This is a genomic window from Microcoleus vaginatus PCC 9802 (genome assembly GCA_022701275.1).
GTDB classification, from domain to species: Bacteria; Cyanobacteriota; Cyanobacteriia; order Cyanobacteriales; family Microcoleaceae; genus Microcoleus; species Microcoleus vaginatus_A.
This window is the reverse complement of sequence record CP031740.1, coordinates 6,236,479-6,256,208: the sequence shown is the minus strand read 5'-3', so window position 1 is coordinate 6,256,208 and position 19,730 is coordinate 6,236,479. Positions and strand designations below refer to the sequence as shown.

Sequence of the window (19,730 nt, the reverse complement as noted above, 5' to 3'; positions counted from 1 at the left end):
CTCGCTTCTCTCATGACCTTGGTATATACTGCTTTTAGTAACGTGCGACTCGCTTAATCTAAATGGCTAGAAATATCCAGGGAAGATTAGCATACCCCTCTGGTTAGTACAAATAAATACACATTGTTGTACAAAAATCACAAGGGGATTATCTCACTTTTGAGGCGCCTTCGAGTAATAGGAATTTCATCTATTTCCCGCAAATATTCGGTTCTTCCGAACCTTTTATGTAAAATTAATCCAATATAATCATAGAGAGCTGGCTTCTAATCTTGAAATTATCGAAATTACGGAAGCCATAAGCTTTCCGTTTGATGAGCTTCAATTTATTGTTTACTCCTTCAACCATTCCCTGGGTTGTTCTTCGGTCAAAATAGGCAATAATTTCTCCAATCCAACTTTGAATTGTTTGGCAGCTTTGCGAAAAATGATTCAGGGCTTTTTTCAACCAATCCGCCAATTTTAAAATTCCCTCACTCCAATTTTCTGAACTTTCAAAAATTTTTCTAAATTCTTCTTTTAGTTGATATTTTTTAGCTAAATCGGGAAGAACTATTTCAATCTCTTTTATTTTTTCAATCTGCTCAGCATTTAGGTCTTCAAAGTTTTTTAGTAAGGCATACTTACTCTTGTTGATGGCTGATTCTTTTCGACGTTTATTGGCAGTATTTTTCTCCTTACATACCTCCTTTTTGCAATTCTTTCTCCCTTTGTCTAGTTCTTGATTAACCTGCTTCATCACATGAAACCTATCTGCTACTATGGATGCTTGTGGCATTAACTCTTCCGCCACTTTTTTGTAGGGTTTCCACAGGTCTATACTGACTTCTTCAATTTGGCTTAAAGCCTCATGGCCCCAACTTTTTAGGTATTGGCAAATGTCGGATTGCGTTCGTTTGTTAAGGAGTCCGATGAGCTTTCCTGTGTCCAGATCTACAAAGACAGTATAATAATTTTTCTGTCCCTTTACTACAGCAATTTCATCAATTCCCAGCCGTTTAATCCCTTGAGGCTTTTTTTCGAGCAGTTCGTTCTCCAAATCTTTTAACATCGTTTCTACTTCTTGCTCGCTAACTCCGTATCTTTTCGCCGTTCTGGAAATGGTTCCTTCCACTACTTCTGACAGGATTTTTTGACGAAAACGTTGGGTATAAGTTCGTTTCTTGGGAATTGCCTTCAAGTCCTCACGCTCACTTATGGTTGCACTCAGCACACCTCATTTGACGGCGATTAACCTGTAAATAAACTGGCTGTTCCATTATGGGCAGATCTCTGACCACGTATCGATGGTTTTGGTGAAGTTTATTAGTGGTTTTTCCACAGTGGGGACAGGGAACTGCTTTCGCTTCCTTCTCGATATAAAGACTAACTCCCAATTGCTTTATAAACTCATAATTCTTCACCTTCATCCCTGGCAAATTAAGGAGTTGAGTCATTAGCTTAAGTTCGGCATTAGAGGGCATGAGCGTAGCTGATTTGTAACTCAAGTGAAATTATTCCATCGAATCTACACTATAAAAAAGCCCGATGTCAAGACCACTAAGCATTTTAGGTAGTTGTTACTAAAGCCTTTCTGCCTGTTTTGTGGTAAATCTGATTTAATTTTGCATAACAGGTTCGGAAGAACCAAATATTCTTGCTTCATCTAATACGCAAGTCTCAAGCATTCTGATTTTTTTAAGCTGGCTGCTAACCTGTAAATTTGCTCAGAATTCAGGTTGCTCCGATTACTCAACAATAAATATTTGCTGCCTCTATATGTAATTCTTACTGCTAGACTATCTCTCGTTGCCGCCCTGTGCTCAAAATGGTGTTTCTGCCTTTAGGTATAGCCTTTCTCCCAACTGCGGATGCTCAAAGGAAAGTTCCCGCGCGTGCAAGTGTAGCCGATTCGCAGCAGCCCGACATCCGTAAAGCCGATCGCCCAAAATCGGTATCCCCAACCCTCGAACATCCGCTGCATGAACCCTCAATTGATGCGTGCGTCCCGTCAGCGGCAAAAACTCGACGCGATCGCAATTTCCCTTCCTCGCCATTACCTGAAAGCGAGTAACGCTGGGTTTTCCGCACTCCCAATTGACTTGCTGGTAAGGGCGATTTTCTGGATCGCCCCAAAGTGGGAGATCGATCGTCCCCGCCTCAATTTTTACAGTACCCGAAAGCACCGCTTCATAAACTTTGTGAACCTGCTTTGTTTCAAATTGCTGTCTGAGTTGACTGCTAGTTTCTTTGTCCCGCGCCAATAGCAAAATACCCGATGTTTCCCAATCTAAACGATGCACCGCATTCAAATCCAAACTATCCGGTAACAAGTTACGCAAACGACTAAAAACACTATCTTGATTTTCCAAATAACGACCGGGAACTGACAGCAAGCCAGAGGGTTTATTAACCGCTATCAACCATTTGTCTTCATAAATAATCGGTAGCATTTGCGTAACGGGCAAGATGCCCGTTCCACAAGAAATATTATGGTTTTTAGGGCGGGCTTCAACAGCCCCTACATCTAGAGGTTCTGCGTCCACAATATGTATTTTGGTAACGGGCAAGATGCCCGTTCCACAAGAAAAATTATTGCTTGTGGGGAGTAAGGGTTGGGCTTCTAGCCCGCCCGTAAAATCCTCATCATTAGAAACAGTCGAATTTTGAGCCAATCCTGACAGCAAAAAACCCATTAACGGCTGACACCGATCGCCACAAGCACCATAAAATTCTCCCTGTATCTTATCCCCCGATGGCGGCCCCCACCAAAACTCAGCCATTGCCAGCGGTTTCAGATTGTTTACTGCTGCGTAGTGGAGCAATTTTGGCGCACAACAGTCGCCGGTGCCAGTCGGAATAGAATTAGTTGGCATCAATGAGGAGAGCGATCGCGATTTGCCCAAAAAATTCATCAGAGTGTAAGCCGCGTGCATTTGCGTCTGAAGTTCGCGGGAAAGTTCTTTTCGCTGCTGTTTCAGCGCCCGCATCCGCCGCTCCGCAGCTTCAATTAATTGTTTTAGCGGCTGCAATGTTTCATCCCGCTGCCGTTTTAATTGCCTGCGTTCAATTTTCTCCAAACGGCTTTCTTGATTCAGTTGTTCCAGGGCAATTTCTAGTGTTTCTGCTGCGAGAGTTTGACACAGTAACTGGCGTTTTTCATCTCGCTGCTGCTTGCAATTGCGATGCCGATCGCTCAAAACTTGCATTTGCACTTCAAACTCCCGAAATAAGGCTTCATACTCTTGTCGCTGCGGGAGTTGATTCAGTGCAATAAGTTCCTGTTTCATCGCCTCCAATTGAGTTAACGTGCGGGCTTCTTCAAAAGCAACTCGATCTCGTCCCGGAATCGGTGGCACCCAGCCCTCAACAATGCTGCAACCGTTCAGCAGCCCGGAAAATGCTTTGAGTATCCCCTGTTCCCCCGAAGGCATCTCCACCAGTAATATGCCGTACATCTTCCCTTCGCGATCGTAGGAATCGTCAGCAGCAAGGTACCGCATCAAACCCCGAGCGAGATCCTCGGACATTCGAGTACGCGGCAGTCTCAGCAGCTCGCCACTTTGAGGACAACGGCCTTCGTACCAATAATTCGGGTGCGAGTCGATCGACCCCCGATCGCAGTCCGTGAAATCTAAAAGCGCGTCCAACTCTAGCATCTTAAATTTGGTTTTAAACCTGAATGAGGACATTATGTGCTTGTGTCCTGGGCCCGCCCAAAACGGATACAAGTTTCCGACACTCGTCGTGGAGAGATCAAAATTTTAGACTCTGGTTCAAGCTCCCAGATTCATCGGTGGAGTCAATCGAAAATCGAAAATCGACTGACCGTATTTTACAGCGGTGTACCGAAAGTGGAAACGGGGCATAATTTTATACCTACTCGAATTAAGTAAAAAGGATTTGTCGCACCAAGCCTGATATGCTAAATTTGTTTCCAAACAGCAGCGAGATTAAGAAAAGCATAAGTTAATATATAAGACCGCAAGCTTGTTATCCCACTAAATTTTTTATGTGAAAGGCGTATGCCAGACCTCTCGACTTCGGCTACAGAAAACTCCTCAAACCCCCAACCAGCTCTGCTGCCGCCGATTTTAAGAATTTTTGCAGCATTTCCAGATTACGATCGGGGCAATAGATTGTACGCCGCAGGAAGGTACGAAGCGGCAGTCATTTGCTACGGAAAAGCTGTTCAAATTAAGCCGGACTGGGCCCGGGCGTGGCTGAATCTGGGCAAAGCTTACAAGCAACTGCACTCCTACGCAGAAACCGTAGCCTGCGCCGATCGAGCTACAGCAATTAATCCCGAAGAATACTGGGCTTGGATGCTGCGGGGCACAGGGCTGTTAAGTTTGCAAAATCACTCAGAAGCGATCGCGGCTTTCGACACCGCAATTCAAATCAATTCAGAAAAGCACGAAGCTTGGTATCAGCGAGGCCGAGTTTTAGAGGAATTGCAGCAGTGGGAGGCAGCCGCAAGCTGTTACAAAAAAGCAACCCAACTTCATCCGAATTTGCCCGCCATGTGGTATCGGCAAGGCAACGTGTTGGTTCAAGCGGAGCGCTACCCTGAAGCCGTGGCCGCTTTCGAGCGCGCGCTGAAACTCGTCCCGACTAATTGGGAAGCTTGGCTGAACCGAGGTTTGGCTTTGATGAAAGCGGAACGCTACGCTGAAGCTGTAACTTCTTACGATCGCGCCATTCAACTGCAACCACAAAATAGTCTGGCTTGGTTCAATCGGGGCATTGCTTCCGCAAAATTGCACAAATATGCAGAAGCCGTGACAGCTTACGATCGCGTACTGCAAATGCAACCGAACGACTGCGAAGCTTGGTTTTATAAAGGAATGGCCCTCAAACACCAGTGGGCAGACGCGGCAATTGCTTGTTTCGATCGGGCAATTAAAATTAATTCTTTTTATCCCGAAGCATGGATCGGGCGCGGTCAAACACTGTCAGAATCGAGAGATTTTGAAGGGGCGATCGCTGCTTTTGACCAAGCAGTTCAAATTAATCCGAATTTTCCCGAAGCTTGGCTGGGTAGAGGCATCGCCCTGGCAGGATTGGAACGCTACAAAGAGGCAATTATCGCTTACAGTAATGCCCTACAAATTGAAGGTAATTTTCTAGAAGCTTGGAACTTGCGAGGGGAAGCTCTGGAAAAATTACAGCAGTACGAAGAAGCGATCGCCTGTTTTGATAAAGTAATCTCTCTGACTTCGGAAGCAGAAATTACATCAAAAGTAGGGTTGCAGCAAGGCGCAGCGCTGGAAAAATTGCAGCGTTACGAAGAAGCCGTCGCAGCTTACAACCGCGTACTAAAAATCGTGCCCGACAATTTTGAAGCTTGGTTGAAACGTGGCAACGCTTTGTCAAAATTGCAGCAGTACGAACAAGCTCTAGCATCATACGATCGAGCAATTACTGTCTGGCCGGATAACTATCAAGGCTGGGTACAGCGAGGTCTGATCCTAGGGGAAATGCAGAATTATTCCCAAGCACTCGTCGCTTTTGACCAAGTGATTCAACTCAAGCCAGACAACTGGGAAGCTTGGGCGCAGCGGGGCGACGTTTTGCAAAAATTGCAGCGAACTCAAGATGCTATTAGCTCTTACGGAGTCGCCCTCGAAATCAAACCCGATTACTACGAAGCTCTAGTCAGTCGAGAAGAATTGAGGCTTAAAGGCGCGATGTCAGGAAAGTGGTAAGGGGAAATTGACAAATAGTTTTGATTTTTGAAATTGCTTTGTTCCTCGTAATACTTCGGTGGGGTAAAGCTTGAACTATTTAACTTAAAACTAAAAAAACTTCCCTCTTCTCTCTGCTCCCTAGAAACAATCCAAGAGAACCGGAGACAACCTCTCCTCTAGCCTTGGTGGGTTATCTAAATAAATAAGTCCGTCCTCATCGTAAATTTGCTTAGGCATAATACAAAACGGCTTATCCTAGCCACGATGGGTTCATGGCGGTACTATCAAATTGGTTGGTAGTTTTATATAGTTCGTATTGCCCTTTTGCTGCCGCCTCGCGAGTGCGATTCACCATTGCTGCAACTTGTGCTTGATCCATCGGCTTAAACGTGCGAGCGGCCTCAAACGCTTGATCGAGGAGTTGCATACTATCAATGCCAGTAATCACGACTGAAGTAGGCAGATTCATCGCATAGTGGAGACATTCGATCGGACTTACTGTATTGCTTCTAAGCACGTAGGGGTCGCCCATAGATTTCATCCCCAATACACCTATTGGGTTTTTCACCAGCACCGACAGAACTTGTTGCTCAAAACTTCTAAAATGAGCGTCCATCCAAGCCAATTGCAGACACTCGCTCTCCTGTGCGGCCCAGCGTCCTGTAACTCATCTCGCCACTTTGGGTTTGACCTTGGGCCACTGCACTTTCACCGTATACTTGGGTCGGTTCATCTTGAGCTAACAGGGGTTTGAAAAACCCTTCGGAAGCAGCCAGCCCTGCTGCAACCAAACCCGAAGCAGAAGTTACCTTTAACAACTTGCGTCTGCTGATATTCATAAATGCCTTCTTCAAGAAACTACTAGGACTCCCTCACCGCTTCGCTGCACTAAAGAGTTTTGAATTTAAGATGTCTCAAAATCCAGAGCGCAGTCGGGCTGCAACTTCCCCGACTGCCTACTTTGCCTAATCAATAGTAATGATGAAATTTCTAGTTTTAAGAGTTCCTAGACCCGCCAGCTAAGGCTTTTAACTCAATAGCATCGTGACTGCAAAACAGGCGCACATCTTTACTATGCTGCACCGATAATGCGTGCAGCCGGCCTTGATTGAGCAACCGAGCCTTGCGATCGACCTCCATCATCCATTGGTAGGCGCGCAGACCGGGCGTGCAGCGCCGGTTAGCGGCATCCATCTCGTGTCGGTAGAAATAGGCATCGCCTGCGTGCAGAAGCCAGCCATCGGGTGTATTAATGGCAATGCCAGCATGACCGCGCGTGTGCCCTACCAACGGGATTAGCAAAATTTCCGGCGGCAACCCGTCGAGGTCGCGGACTGCTTCAAAACCGAACCAAGGTTCGCCACCCGCCGAATAGTATTTCCAGCGTTTGACTTCATCCCACTGCCCCGGACGATAGCGCCTTTTTGTGATGAAACCGTGCCGATCCTCTGCGGCATCGATTTCAGCCTGCATGACGTGTACCGTGGCTTCAGGGAAATCCTCTAGACCACCGGCATGATCAAAATCGAGGTGGGTGAGTACAATATGGCGCACATCGCTTGGTGAAAATCCGAGCTGTTCAATTTGATGGATGGCCGTGTACTTGCGATCGAACTGGATGTTATTAAAATGGACGAAAAACGGGCTAAGCCGAGAGTAAGGGGACTGGATATCCCGCAATCCGAAGCCGGTATCAATCAGAACCAGTCCCTGATTCGTTTCAACGAGCAGACAGTGGCAGACGAGGTGAGCCGTCAGACCGCGACTGAAGCCATCGAAAAGCGCCCCTCCAATGGGACACATACAGCCACAATTGAGATGATGAATTTGCATAAATATTCTCTATTACATTACTTGGGCTATAACCATTTATTCCTCAGTTCGCATTTAATGCCGATGCTGCATAATGCCATCCATGAACGCCTGAGAAAACTGTGCTAAATCGTCACTACTGGGAGAAGTAAACACGCTTTTATCGGCTGCAATCTTGCCATTATCTGCGATGTTGACTTTCTTTAAATCTGCACATAAGAATAGTAAGACGGGCGGAAATTATTGGTTAGCAGATTCCGGTTTAGTAAGTTGACTGTGCAGTTCGGCATTGACGGTATCAGGCAAAACCTTGCTCACGCTGGCCAGAATCTTTGTCTTAAGTGAACCGGCGATAATGTCGTCCTTACCGGCCATCAGCGCCTCGAAGCCCTGCTTGGCAACTTCGGCCGCGTCGTCTTTCTTGTCTGCGCCCACCTTCGTGTCGTCCATTCCCGCCCGATGGAAGAAGTTAGTATCCGTCGGCCCTGGCATCAGGGCGGTAACAGTGACGCCTGTGTCCTTTAACTCGTTACGCAGCCCTTCTGAGAAGGAGTGTATAAATGCTTTAGATGCTGCGTAGACTGCCTCGAATGGCCCCGGCATTAGGGCGGCAATGGAGGAAGTGAATAGAATCCGTCCCTGGCCGCGATCGACCATATCCTTAACTACCCGTTTAGCCAAATGCACAGACGAGACAACGTTGAGGTTAATCAGATTTAGTTCGTCCTTCAAGTCTGTCTCGCGGGCAAAGTCGCCACCGACGCCGACACCTGCATTAATTGCGATCGCCTCCACTGGCCGATTAGTCGCTTTTATGTGGTTGTAGAGCGTCTCAACACCGTCGTAGGTAGCGAGGTCTGCCTGCACTGTCTCGACTTGGGCACCGAGCCCCTCAAAGGCTTGAGCCGCTTCATTGATGCTCGCTCCGGTGGCGGTGACTAGGAGATCGAATCCGTTTTGAGCAAACTGTTTGGCGAGTTCATAGCCGATACCGTTAGAGGCACCCGTCACGACAGCCAAGGGCCGGGTCAACGAACTGTTTATAACCATCTAAAATCCTCTGTAACTGCTTCACGCTCGTTTGTCTAGGCTTGCTTCTCTCTGTACCAGACAATCTTTGTGGACTGTGGGCTTTCAACTTTTACAATGCTAGGGAGGCAAGAGTGCGATCGCATCTTTCCAAGGACATAAGCTGTTAGGCATTTAAATACGGTATAATCGAAAACAAATTTCATGTAATTAGTGTAAAAATGACAGCATAGAATCATCTTATAGAAAGAGCAAATAGAGAAACTACACAAAGCCTTAAAAAATGAATAAAAGGGAAATATTATAGAAATAATTATGATTATCTAGCAATCATTGCAGGAGTCGTAAAATTTTTACCCCACCCCAACCCTCCCCGAACTCGCTCGCTCGGGAGTAAGAAATTCACAAATGATGCGAGGATTGCTATATAGGCATAAAATGCGCGTAGATATGGCTAATAACTCTTTTGATAATTACTTGGGAACCGTCATTCTCGGGCGCTAAATCGGATGCGACCAGAGACGGGAGATGGAAGAGGGGAGATTGACTCGGAAGATTAATCCTGGGTTAAAAACATTTATCTCTGGTGGAACGGGCAGGATGCTTGCCTAGGGAGAACAGTGCCAGATGTCAGTTATAACGGAATCTCAGGCACTGTTCTCAATCAGACCCAATCAACCTGGTAACAGCGACGAAAAATCTCAGATATCAGGTCGATCGCGCTGCAAGAAACCAAGCGGATGACGCCAAGAGTGTAAGATGTCAGTTATCAGGAATACTTTCTGTTGGCGATTGGCCCAGGGCACCCAAAATTGAAAATTATGACAGCCAATTGCTGATTATGCTGGCTTCATGTTATAGTGGTTTTCCAAGAATTAAATTCGGTGGCGTAGTTTGTTGGTGTTTATTTACAAGCGTCTCTCCGAATCTAAGTCTCTGCACCCTAATGATTCTGGAGATTTTATGTCGATTTACGTGGGTAATCTTTCATATGAGGTAACATCAGACGACCTCAACGAAGTATTTGCCGAGTACGGTACTGTAAGCCGCGTCCAAGTGCCAATGGACCGGGAAACAGGCAGGATGCGAGGTTTTGCTTTTGTGGAAATGGCAAGCGAGGCAGAAGAAGCAGCAGCCATCGCAGCTCTAGACGGTGCTGAGTGGATGGGTCGTGACTTGAAAGTCAACAAAGCCAAACCTCGCGAAGACAACAAACGCCCCTCGGGTGGCGGCGGCGGCTGGGGCGACAAAGATCGCTCTTCACGACGCTACTAAGCTTTGAGACTGAAAATTTGAGTTTTGGTAGTTGACAGCAGGTGCGAATGCTGCTTTTTTTTCGGGTTGTTCGATCGACCCCTCAAATAAAACTCCCAAACCTCTAAATCAGTTTTGCCCCCTCCTTGGAGGGGGCTTTGTTTTTGGCGAAAAATCCCGCGAGGTACGTCTGGGGTGCAGTTCCCACTCTAGTTCGTGATTCGATACCCTCTTAACTGCTTTTTTTAAGAGGCTGTCGGGATTTCGCGGCTCGATTCCTGTAAACTATCAAATTAGAATTAAGCAGCAAGAAAAGTTAGAATAACGGCAAAACTGAATATTGCCTAGAACAGCAAAACTATCTTTACCGAAGATTAGTCGAGAAAACCAGCCGAATATCAGCCAATATCTTGATTTTGCCTCAATAAAGATGTCCAAGGTCTACAGCACGGCGGAACTCATTAAAATCCTCGAAGAAGAGCGCCAAGCCTGCTTGCATGGGCGGCGCCTCAACTTGACTGAAACTCCTGCTACAGGCAACCCCGTGATTGACCGCTTTCTCAAATCTGAGGGAGTTCAGAAGTTCACTGCTTATCAAAATTTTAAGGCTGCCGTGCACGAATACCAGCGAGAACATCAAGTTTCTGGGATTGTCTGGCGGGAAATCGCGGTTAAAGGCAATACTCTACGCTATCCGGCAGTAGATGACGAATTAATAGCTCTACCGGTTGATTTGATTACGTTGAAGGCAGCTAAGATTGCTATGTTGGAATTCTGGCAGCAGGTAACTGCCGGGATGGATTTGTATTTAAGCATTAACAACGGGAAGGATTTTCGATCAATCGAGCCGGTTGATGTAGAGGCTATAGCCCAGCGCACAGAGTGGGCCAGTCTCTCGAAGTGGGAAAAGTTGGATTTTCTAGAAATTTTGTTGCAGTTGGGCTGGGGGAAGCCGGAGGAAGCTTATTATAAGCGGGGATGGCCGACCTCGGGCAGCGAGTACATTCATGCCGTCAAACCCGGACAGCGGCCGATTTGTTAATTGGTAATTAGTAATTGGTAAGAGGATACCCTGAATTCCGAACCCTCAACAACACAGAAATTGAGGACACGGCACTGCCGTGTCCCTACCCCAAAACGTCGTAGTAGCACGGGCGAGGGCCCGACGCCCTCCCCCAATCCGATTTAACCATCGCCCAATTTGTAGGGACGCGACACTGCCGTGTCCTGACTGTGGGTAATATGTGAAGAACTCATTTATTAACATCAGAAAGTTGGCAAAGCATCAAGCCAAACCACTGATTTGGATCTGTCCAAACCTGCACAGGCATTAAACCACGCTGCGAAAGTTCTTTTTTTACAGTATTGAGATTAAACTTGCGCGATATTTCGCTGCGGATAGTTTCTCCCGCTGCGAATTCAACCGTTAAATTGAGAGAACGCAACTGCACTGTTTGCGTTTTTTTACTTTTTAAGTGCATTTCAATTTGACATTCCTCTTGATTGTAAAAAGCCCAATGCTCGAACTGTGCTAAATCAAAATTTCCCTCAAATTTTCGATTTAAATGCCGCAGCATATTCAAGTTAAATGCCGCCGTTACTCCTTGACTGTCATCGTATGCAGGCTCTAAAATATCCTTAGATTTGTCCAAGTCAATTCCCAGCAAAAAATACTCTCCCGGCTGCAATGCACCGACAATTTGCGAGAAGAACAAATCGCATTCTTGAGCGTTGAGATTGCCGAGGGTACTGCCTAGAAAGCAAATCATTCGGGTTGGCAACGGCGACGGTGCAATTTTAGCTAAGGCTAATTCGTATGTGCTGACAAGTCCGTGAATCTGGAGCGACGGATAATCTGCCAACAGTTGACAAGCGCTGCTTTCTAGGATAGTAGGACTGATGTCGATCGGCAAATAGTGCAGGGGATATTCCAGTTGACTGTAAGCATCGAGGAGAATCCGAGTTTTGGTGGAACTACCACTGCCGAGTTCGACGATTTCGCAGGGGCCCGTTAAATTTGCGATCGCCCCCGCGCACCCTTGCAAAATAGCCGTCTCAGTGCGTGTCAAGTAGTATTCCGGCAACTGACAAATCAACTCAAACAGCTTTGAGCCGCGATCGTCGTAGAAATACTTTGGAGGCAGGGATTTAGGGGTTTGAGTCAACCCGCTAACTGCATCGCTGCCAGCATTGATTTCTGCGGGTGTCAGTGCCGCAGCGCTCACCAGTCGCTCTAAGTGCAGCCGGTTTTCCTTCGTTAAGGCTGAGTTGGTTGTGTCGGACAGTCTTGGGGATTTCATAAAGTAATTTTTAGATGCACATATGGGTATAGCACGCAGTTGCGTTGCCAAATATCGCGCTCAAGTCAGATTTTTCATGCCGATCTCGGTTCTGTCTTGTCTCACCGGATGGCGATCGCATCCACAATTAAAACTTAAAATTTATCCACAAAAATTATTGAATACTTAACCAAACTTGTTTTCTTTGAGCTTGTTACATGGAAAAAAGTTGGGCATTTCGCCAACATTTTTTTTCCCCAATTCCCTCTCCAGCCAGTTATCTGAGGTTCGTCAAATAAGGTTTGTAATGCAAGTATTAAGGAATTTGTTAATCTGAAAATCGGATGACTAAATTCCTTAATATGAACAAATTTGTTAGTAGTTATAATTACCTGGCGAACTACTTAGCGCAGCGAAAACCAGCAATAATTTGCCGCACGCCCGGATAGTACCAATTCCGAAAGGTCGATCGCAGTGCCTGCGGAAAAGTTGCCCAACTCCCCCCTTTCAAAACGCGGTGTTCTCCATCAAAATAAACTTGAGAATAGCCCCTGTAAGGATAACTTTCAAATCCCGGATAGGCGTCAAAGGTTGAAGCAGTCCACTCCCAAACATTGCCCAACATATCGCAGCAGCCGATCGCACTTGCTCCTTTGGGAAAGGCATCAACTGGCGAGGTATTGGCAATATTATTGCCGTGATTGCACAGGCTGCCGTTTGGCGGTTCTTCTCCCCAAGGATAGATGCGATATGTTTGATTTGTGGCATCCCACCTCGCAGCTTTTTCCCATTCTGCTTCCGATGGCAAACGCTTGCCGATAAAGTTGCAGTAAGCTTCGGCTTCGTACCAACTGACACCGCAAACTGGATGGTTGTTGAAAGCTGGATTTTCTGACCAGTAAAGCGGTTGAGAGACGGCTTCGCCTTGCAGCCATTTCCAGCCGTCTGCTGACCACCAATCAGGGTTTTGATAGCCGCCGGATTCCATGAAATCTCGGTATTGACGGCAAGTGACGGGATAGCGATCGATCGAGTATGCTTCTAAATAACACAGGTGGCGCGATCGCTCGTTATCCAAAGCCTCAGCAGCATCGCTTCCCATGTAAAATTCTCCGCCCGGAATTTCAATCGCCTGGGAATCCGTAATTTGTAATTGGTAATCTGCAATTGGTAATCGGTAATTGGAAATTAATCTTCCTTCTTCCTTCTTCCTTCTTCCTTCTTCCTTCTTCCCTCTTCCTTCTTCCTTCTTCCTTTGCATTTGCAACACGAAAGCAACTGTTTCGCAGTGCTGGCTTTCGTGCTGAATAATAAACCGCCAGAGACGTTCTTGCTCCTCTATCGGCGCTACTTCCAAATAATCTAACACCTTTTTTCTCACCGCGTCCAGATATAATTCAACTTCAGGTAACGTCGGCAGAAAAACCCGTTGTTTTTTCGGCAAAATATCAGCAGCAAACAGTTGGTGATATTGAGGCAAGACAGGTTCCAAGCCAGCACATCGTTGCAACAGCCACAAATCCTCAGTATAAGCAATGTGACCTAAGTGCCAGCCAACCGGACTAAAATCAGGATGAGCTTGGCGGCAAAAAGTATCATAATCGATGTCTGCAAATAGCTTGAAAGTGCCGCGCCGACACTGCTGCAAATCGCGATATATTGCCTCTCTACAAGATTGGATAGATTTCGATATCACGCTCTACTCCGGTACTGATAATGCTCTGGACTGGGCACTCGTGCCAATTGCCTGCAAATAAAGGTTCAGAAGCAATGATGACAGAATTCGGGAAATTTAAATCGTCCCGCAGCCAATAGAGGGAAGGAGGGGTTTTTTGGGCAGCAAAGCGAGAGGCAACGAGCTGGTGTCCGTCGCTGATAATGATATTAGCTGAAAATTCTACTTGGTGAAAGTTGGCTAGCTCTGCCACAGTTTTCAGCGTGTTTTGCAAAGCAGCTTCTAGAGTCATATTAGCGGCTGTCAATTCATTGACAAACAAACCGAAGATATGCTCTGAATCTGTAGTGCCGTTAATTGATTGATAAATGGTATCGCTGAGTCGATCGCGAATTGGTCTGTAAAGAGTTTGCCGAAAATTCTTCACGAAGCCGTTGTGTACGAACAGCAGGCGATCGTTCTGAAACGGCTGACAGTTGCTCAAATCTACAGCTTGTCCTGAAGTTGCACTGCGAACATATCCGATCGCGCATCCAGATTCAACGTATCGACTGATACTCGGAAGGTTAACGTCGCTCCAAATTGGCTGTACATTTTTATAGGTGAACGGGTCAGTATCTAGGTGCGGGTGATACCAACCAAGACCAAAACCGTCAGCATTGAGTACGCCAGAAGTCATTTCGCGGGGCTCGTAACTCTGCACAATTAGGGAATGTTCCGGCTTGTACAGAATAGCATCGAGTAAAATCGGCTCCCCGAGGTAGCCAAGCAAACGGCACATAAAATTTTTGCAGCAATGTGATTAGCATTGTAAGTCATTAGCCGAAAAATTGCCCGAGCGGGCATCTTCAGCGCTGGGAACAAGGTTTTTTGTAGCCCGCTGCCAGCATCGCAGTACAAACGATACAGTTAAGGTAGAACCCCTGCAGCAAAAGGAGACTCTTGAATGTTCCTCGACGAACTCATCCCAATGGCCCAAGAATTGATCCAACAGCCGATCGCCTTCGCGGGCGGATTTTTATCTGGCCTGCTTCGACTCAACCTTCACGAAGATCCCGTTAAAAGCTGGATCGACGAGCAAGCTGGTTCAACTTCCTACACTACTCCCCCAGCCGAACCCACCAACGGTAAAAGCACCGGGCCTCAGTCAATCTCGATCGACTAAGGAAAAGCAGTAACATCCTCCCAACGCCAAACTGATTACAGTTATGGCGTGGGCTTCCAAACTTCACAGTTTGGCTTTTCGCGTTTTTCCCTTACGGGATTTCTACACTTGGCTAGACTTAATTTCTCAGTGCCCGCTAGAAAGTCTGCACAGACACTTTCGATTCCCCTATAGCCTTTCTCAGATAGATGAAGTCCAATAACAGCAGTGTGTAAACCAGTTCCAAATATCTTGCTTAGAAAGTTGACGGAATGCAAACTCTATCGCCTTTCCTAATTATTAATAATTGGTTGGGTTAATAAAAAGGAAAACATTTTTAAGTTTTGATCATAAAATCTTAGGTTTGTGATAAATCGGGTGAAGGGGGCGACAAGTATATTACTTTCGCCCTTTTTCGTGATTACTTTCTTTACTTATTTTGCCTATTTCTATGACCATTCTCCCTCACGACCAAAGCATTTTTCCCTAGTTTGGGTAGTGAGGGAGCATAATAGCCTCAAATGTAATTGTATCATTTTACTTCTTAAATTAACTTATATTAGAAGTTTATTGAGCCTTATATATAGTGCTTGTAAAAAATATTTTTACACGTTTGTTCGTTTTATTTATCGCCATTGAACCTTTTATTGTATAGTTAAAAAGGAACTTATTCAAGCTTTGAATCATTTTTATTTTCAATCTGCTCTAAAATTATCACTTGTTCGGTATTAATTTTGAATGCTCGCATAAATTAGCTCGCCTAACAATTTTTGTGGTTTTAGGAGCCTGTTTAAGTAATTTTTTTACAAACCTGAGAACTCCCAAAAAACAGTTAGGTATGAATTTTTGTGAGATTACTTCCGTAATGATAAACATCGATAATTTCTTGTCTAAAATCAAGATAATAAGCTTTCATTGCTAGTAATGTATGATGTTTTCGATGCTTGGCAAACAAACGTGCTGTGAGTTGAGGGGGCGTCTCCTCCACTTATGGTGATGCTGTGACTCTTGAGCGAATTATAGTTCATTTATCTTATATTTTATATTTTACCGTTATGAATAAGTCAACAATATGATACTTCATCTGCCTCACAAAGGCTATATCTCTGAACTCCAAATTTAATTATAATCTTACCACTTTTTCTAATGGGCGTGGCCAGGCTTGGTTTGTGTAAAGCCAGGTTTTAAGCTGTAGACTAAAGGGGTTTATAAAAATGAATTCAGCATGATGACAACCAAAAAGCTACCGTAACTGCGTAGTCACCCAAAATCGCTAGCGACTTTCAGGATCAGGAGTTACTGATCAATTAATTACTAATTTTAAAAGGTAAAATCTCAAAGGTAAAATCCTAATAGGTACTTGAGCTACCTGAGAAAAGCTATAATATACAAGATATGTGGAGGATGGCAGCGAGGATAACTGTAGTAGAAGGAAGCAGAAATAGTATGTTGAGAAAAATGAATTTACAAACCAGACTGATCGGCGCATTTCTGATTATGGGACTTTTAGTATTTTTAGTTGCTTGGGTAGGAGGGAACTCAACATCTAATCTCAGTCAACACATAGATACTATAGGTAAAAATAATTTACCGAGTATTGAAGCATTATGGAAAATTAACGAGGGACAAACCCAAATTGAGTCATCCGAGAGAGCGCTAATTAATCCGGCACTCAGTCAAGCAGAAAGGCAAGATGCCTTAAACAGAATGGACAAGGCTTGGCAGCAGATTCAAGATGGGTTTAAAGCATACGAAGCCACTCCACGTACCGCAGATGAAAACGCACTATATCAACAAATGTTTAAGTATTGGGAGAAGTGGAAGCAGGAAGATCAAGAACTCCTGCGAATTAATCAAGAATTTGAGAAAGTGGGAATTTTGAATCCTTTGGGCTTGCAGCTAAACCTAATTAATCAAGGTAAAAGTAATTCGCCAGAAATGGCAAGAGCCAAAACAGCTAGTAACCTTTTGAATAAACTTAGTCAGCAATCTAAGGTAATTCGGATTGAATTTATAAAGGCAGAAAAAGCCATCTTATCCGTAGCTGCATCCAACAGAAAGCAAGCAGACGACGCTTATAAAACCGCAGAAAATGATATTAGGAATACTCAAGGAGCTGTATTATTGGCTATGACAGTTGGACCGCTAACAGCGATTAGTTTAGGAACAGCTTTAAGCATAGCGATCGCCAAACCTTTAGATAAAGCGCTGAAAGGTATTATTAATATGATTGTCAGTTCTTCTACCGAGATCGCTGCGACAATTGAGCAACAGGAACGTATTGCTGTACAACAAGCTGCTTCTGTTAATCAAACAACTACCACAATGGATGAATTGGGCGCATCATCGAGGCAATCAGCTATGCAAGCCGAGTCAGCCCTTGAGAATGCCAGTAATGTCTTAAACCTGGCAGCAGAAGGCAGTAAAGTAGTGCATAAAACCCAGCAGGGAATGTTGAGTTTAACGGAAAAAGTCGGAGCTATCGCCGAGCAAGTTTTACATTTGAGCCAGCAAACCAATCAGATTGCTAATATTACCAATTTAGTCAGCGATTTGGCTAATCAAACTAATATGCTGGCAATTAACGCTACAGTGGAAGCAGTACGCAGCGGAGAACAAGGAAAGGGGTTTGGGGTGGTGGCGAGGGAAATTCGCCGACTCGCAGATGAAAGCAAACAATCGTCGGCTCAGATTAATGATTTAGTAAACGATATTAAGAATGCCATTAATAAGACAGTGATGGTAACAGATGAGGGCAAAAAAACTTTAGATAATAGCCTGAAATTGACTGAAGGTACGGCGGATAATTTTAGCAATGTTGCTAATGCTATTAACAGTGTTGTTGTCAGCAGTCAGCAAATTTATCTCAATACCAAACAGCAGGCGATCGCTATTGAGCAAGTGGTAGATGCGATGAATGTTCTGAATAAAGGAGCAACGGAAACAGCCAGCGGTATTACCCAAAGTCGAATTGGCACTCAAACACTTAACAAAGCTGCTTTAAATCTCACATCCTTAGTTTAATTGAGAAAAGTAATATCCTAAACTGGGGATTAAGGAGAGCGAGAGAAAATTTGTCCCATTCCTCATTTCCAATTTGCAATTCCAAATTTGGTCCAAGGATTGAAGGTGACCTCTTTCGGTTGAGGAAAGGGCTGGGGAGATGTGAAGTAGGTTTCCTCAAAGGGCTGTCTAGATGTGTATAGCAATTCTCCAGTGAATGAGGTACAGATTTAAATTTTAGATTAAAGAATGGAAGAAGTGGGGAATTGGTAATTAACTGCCAAGTACCTCACGAAAGTTGAGAACCCCTATATCAACGCTCGTGGTCCAGAGCAACCTAATATATTATACCTTGTTAGTCGCTTTGTTTCCGAAGATGCTTGGTGATTCGTCGCCCACCCATCACTGATCTGATTAAAATCAAATATTGTTGACGGGTGCGATTCCCCACCACCCCAAAAGTCATGTCCTCACTCATTCTTCGGGTGAGTGAGGACATGACTTTTGATCAAGCTAACTATTCCAGCCAGTACCAAGGGTTGGTCAGTGCGGCAAACCCTTTTAGTCAGAGTCGATTGGCCAGTTGTATGCTAGATAGCACTTGACAGTTAAATTAAAAGGTTATTATGTATAGCACAACAAGTTCAGTTCGATCGACATGACTATCTACATTGGAAATCTGTCTTACCGCGCCACCGAAGAAGACCTGACAGCAGTATTTGCAGAATACGGCACAGTCAAGCGAGTTGTCTTGCCTACCGACAGGGAAACCGGTCGGATGCGCGGTTTTGCATTTGTTGAGATGATGGAGGATGCCCAAGAAGACGCTGCAATTGCCGAATTAGACGGCGCAGAGTGGATGGGACGCCCCTTGCGAGTGAACAAAGCTAAACCGAAAGAAGAGGGAAATCGAGGCGCAGGTATCAAGAGAAACGACGGATATTAGTCTGCGATGCGGCGGTTGACATCCTCTCGAAACCCACCTGATGCACCAGTGCGCCACTAGCGCCGAATTGCTAGCAGCAGTTGATTTTGGGGATGCAATGTCAAATCCGCTGCACCAAAACATCGATTCTTTGTGGGCTGCACTTGATTCATAACTTTTTGAGAAAGACAGAATTTATGCACGCTAGTCTAGAAACCCGATTTCTTCGGCGATACCTCGCTGCTAAAAGCAAAATTTATCAGGAGAAACCGGGTTGATGAGCGTTAGTCTTAGAAAGAGTAAACTCGCCCTTTTTCATCAATATAAACTGATCGGTCTTGCCGAGTGCGGGGGTCTGATCTGGTGATGCGAATCGTCACAATGTTTGTCTGCGAGTCAACGTTATAGTCGTATTTCAAAGTTGTGCTTCCTCCTGTGGCATTAATCGGAATATTGGCAATGTCGCCGGTGCGATTGCTGATACGAACAATGATGTTTTTGCTGGTTCCGACGGGCAAGGATGACAAGTTGGCACCTGATTGACCGTATTCTAGGTTTAATCCAGTTTCATTTAACAGTCTGAGGGTTATGTTGCGAGTATTGTCAACCTGCGCTTGAGGTTGCCAGAATCCGGGTTTTTTGCCACCGTCAGTTGCAGGTTGAGATAATGCTGGGTGAGGATGCAGAAAGGCGAGGGCGGCAAGTATTGCTGCGGTTGCAATAATTTTTGATTTCACGGTTTGTACCTCCGGGTCAAGAGTTGGTGATATTTCTATCCTAGCTTGAAAATCGGAGCTTTTGATAGCGGAAGGAAGAAGGAAGAAGGAAGAAGGAAGAAGGAAGAAGGAAGAAGGAAGAAGGAAGAAGGAAGAAGGAAGAAGGAAGAAGGAAGAGGGAAGAAGGAAGAAGCAATAAAAGGAATCAAAGCAAGGGTTTGAGA

The 19,730-nt window shown here is 45.1% G+C and carries 13 protein-coding genes and 3 pseudogenes; 6 read left to right on the top strand and 10 right to left on the bottom strand.

Going from position 1 to position 19,730, the window contains the following annotated elements; all coding sequences use genetic code 11:
* Nucleotides 1–235 precede the first annotated feature (235 nt).
* The 3 genes and pseudogenes from D0A34_25860 to D0A34_25850 all read right to left on the bottom strand — a co-directional run bounded on the left by D0A34_25860 (nucleotide 236) and on the right by D0A34_25850 (nucleotide 3,638).
* Nucleotides 236–1,463, bottom strand: a pseudogene (locus D0A34_25860) (ISL3 family transposase).
* A 185-nt stretch (nucleotides 1,464–1,648) separates the two neighbouring features.
* Nucleotides 1,649–1,765: pseudogene (locus D0A34_25855) on the bottom strand (ISL3 family transposase).
* Nucleotides 1,766–1,802: 37 nt separating this feature from the next.
* A complete protein-coding gene (locus D0A34_25850; GenBank protein ID UNU21812.1) occupies nucleotides 1,803–3,638 on the bottom strand; it encodes an RluA family pseudouridine synthase in 1,836 nt (611 codons plus the stop codon).
* A 366-nt stretch (nucleotides 3,639–4,004) separates the two neighbouring features.
* Here D0A34_25850 and D0A34_25845 point away from each other — a divergent pair, with 366 nt between their 5' ends.
* Entirely contained in the window at nucleotides 4,005–5,687 is a 1,683-nt protein-coding gene (locus D0A34_25845) for a tetratricopeptide repeat protein (GenBank protein UNU21811.1), read from the top strand.
* Nucleotides 5,688–5,919: 232 nt separating this feature from the next.
* Here D0A34_25845 and D0A34_25840 read toward each other — a convergent pair.
* The 3 genes and pseudogenes from D0A34_25840 to D0A34_25830 form a co-directional block, all read right to left on the bottom strand.
* Nucleotides 5,920–6,508: pseudogene (locus D0A34_25840) on the bottom strand (hypothetical protein).
* Between the two features lie 157 nt (nucleotides 6,509–6,665).
* A complete protein-coding gene (locus tag D0A34_25835; GenBank protein UNU21810.1) occupies nucleotides 6,666–7,502 on the bottom strand; it encodes an MBL fold metallo-hydrolase in 837 nt (278 codons plus the stop codon).
* Between the two features lie 219 nt (nucleotides 7,503–7,721).
* Complete coding sequence (locus D0A34_25830) at nucleotides 7,722–8,525, bottom strand: SDR family NAD(P)-dependent oxidoreductase (GenBank protein ID UNU22469.1); 804 nt, start codon at nucleotides 8,523–8,525, stop codon at nucleotides 7,722–7,724.
* A 948-nt stretch (nucleotides 8,526–9,473) separates the two neighbouring features.
* Here D0A34_25830 and D0A34_25825 point away from each other — a divergent pair.
* Together D0A34_25825 and D0A34_25820 are read left to right on the top strand one after the other, a co-directional pair.
* Nucleotides 9,474–9,785: an RNA-binding protein gene (locus D0A34_25825; protein ID UNU22468.1), complete on the top strand. Its 312-nt coding sequence runs from the start codon at nucleotides 9,474–9,476 to the stop codon at nucleotides 9,783–9,785.
* A 409-nt stretch (nucleotides 9,786–10,194) separates the two neighbouring features.
* Nucleotides 10,195–10,806, top strand: coding sequence for a hypothetical protein (locus tag D0A34_25820; GenBank protein UNU21809.1), 612 nt, complete (start codon nucleotides 10,195–10,197; stop codon nucleotides 10,804–10,806).
* A gap of 211 nt (nucleotides 10,807–11,017) precedes the next feature.
* On the opposite strand, the gene egtD is transcribed toward D0A34_25820, so the two are convergent.
* The 3 genes from egtD to egtC all read right to left on the bottom strand — a co-directional run bounded on the left by egtD (nucleotide 11,018) and on the right by egtC (nucleotide 14,499).
* Nucleotides 11,018–12,064: an L-histidine N(alpha)-methyltransferase gene (gene egtD / locus D0A34_25815; GenBank protein UNU21808.1), complete on the bottom strand. Its 1,047-nt coding sequence runs from the start codon at nucleotides 12,062–12,064 to the stop codon at nucleotides 11,018–11,020.
* Nucleotides 12,065–12,443: 379 nt separating this feature from the next.
* Nucleotides 12,444–13,739, bottom strand: a complete 1,296-nt coding sequence (egtB, locus tag D0A34_25810; protein ID UNU21807.1) for an ergothioneine biosynthesis protein EgtB — start codon at nucleotides 13,737–13,739, stop codon at nucleotides 12,444–12,446.
* Nucleotides 13,711–14,499 (bottom strand): ergothioneine biosynthesis protein EgtC, encoded by a 789-nt coding sequence (gene egtC, locus D0A34_25805; protein ID UNU21806.1) that lies wholly within the window; start codon nucleotides 14,497–14,499, stop codon nucleotides 13,711–13,713. Before egtC ends, egtB begins: the two co-directional genes overlap by 29 nt.
* Nucleotides 14,500–14,664: 165 nt before the next feature.
* On the opposite strand from egtC, the gene D0A34_25800 reads away from it, so the two are divergent.
* The 3 genes from D0A34_25800 (at nucleotide 14,665) to D0A34_25790 (ending at nucleotide 18,811) form a co-directional block, all read left to right on the top strand.
* Entirely contained in the window at nucleotides 14,665–14,883 is a 219-nt protein-coding gene (locus D0A34_25800) for a hypothetical protein (protein ID UNU21805.1), read from the top strand.
* A gap of 1,425 nt (nucleotides 14,884–16,308) precedes the next feature.
* The gene (locus D0A34_25795; GenBank protein ID UNU21804.1) at nucleotides 16,309–17,886 is read left to right on the top strand and encodes a chemotaxis protein; all 1,578 of its coding nucleotides are present in this window, start codon (nucleotides 16,309–16,311) and stop codon (nucleotides 17,884–17,886) included.
* A gap of 637 nt (nucleotides 17,887–18,523) precedes the next feature.
* Nucleotides 18,524–18,811, top strand: a complete 288-nt coding sequence (locus tag D0A34_25790; GenBank protein UNU21803.1) for an RNA-binding protein — start codon at nucleotides 18,524–18,526, stop codon at nucleotides 18,809–18,811.
* Nucleotides 18,812–19,080: 269 nt separating this feature from the next.
* Here D0A34_25790 and D0A34_25785 read toward each other — a convergent pair whose 3' ends face one another.
* Nucleotides 19,081–19,527 (bottom strand): hypothetical protein, encoded by a 447-nt coding sequence (locus D0A34_25785; GenBank protein ID UNU21802.1) that lies wholly within the window; start codon nucleotides 19,525–19,527, stop codon nucleotides 19,081–19,083.
* Between the last annotated feature and the right edge of the window lie 203 nt (nucleotides 19,528–19,730).

Coding starts and splice junctions, on each gene's coding strand:
- D0A34_25850 (UNU21812.1), bottom strand. CDS start 3,638: ATGCTAGAGTTGGACGCGCTTTTAGATTTCACGGACTGCGATCGGGGG.
- D0A34_25845 (UNU21811.1), top strand. CDS start 4,005: ATGCCAGACCTCTCGACTTCGGCTACAGAAAACTCCTCAAACCCCCAA.
- D0A34_25835 (UNU21810.1), bottom strand. CDS start 7,502: ATGCAAATTCATCATCTCAATTGTGGCTGTATGTGTCCCATTGGAGGG.
- D0A34_25825 (UNU22468.1), top strand. CDS start 9,474: ATGTCGATTTACGTGGGTAATCTTTCATATGAGGTAACATCAGACGAC.
- D0A34_25820 (UNU21809.1), top strand. CDS start 10,195: ATGTCCAAGGTCTACAGCACGGCGGAACTCATTAAAATCCTCGAAGAA.
- egtD (UNU21808.1), bottom strand. CDS start 12,064: ATGAAATCCCCAAGACTGTCCGACACAACCAACTCAGCCTTAACGAAG.
- egtC (UNU21806.1), bottom strand. CDS start 14,499: ATGTGCCGTTTGCTTGGCTACCTCGGGGAGCCGATTTTACTCGATGCT.
- D0A34_25800 (UNU21805.1), top strand. CDS start 14,665: ATGTTCCTCGACGAACTCATCCCAATGGCCCAAGAATTGATCCAACAG.
- D0A34_25795 (UNU21804.1), top strand. CDS start 16,309: ATGTTGAGAAAAATGAATTTACAAACCAGACTGATCGGCGCATTTCTG.
- D0A34_25790 (UNU21803.1), top strand. CDS start 18,524: ATGACTATCTACATTGGAAATCTGTCTTACCGCGCCACCGAAGAAGAC.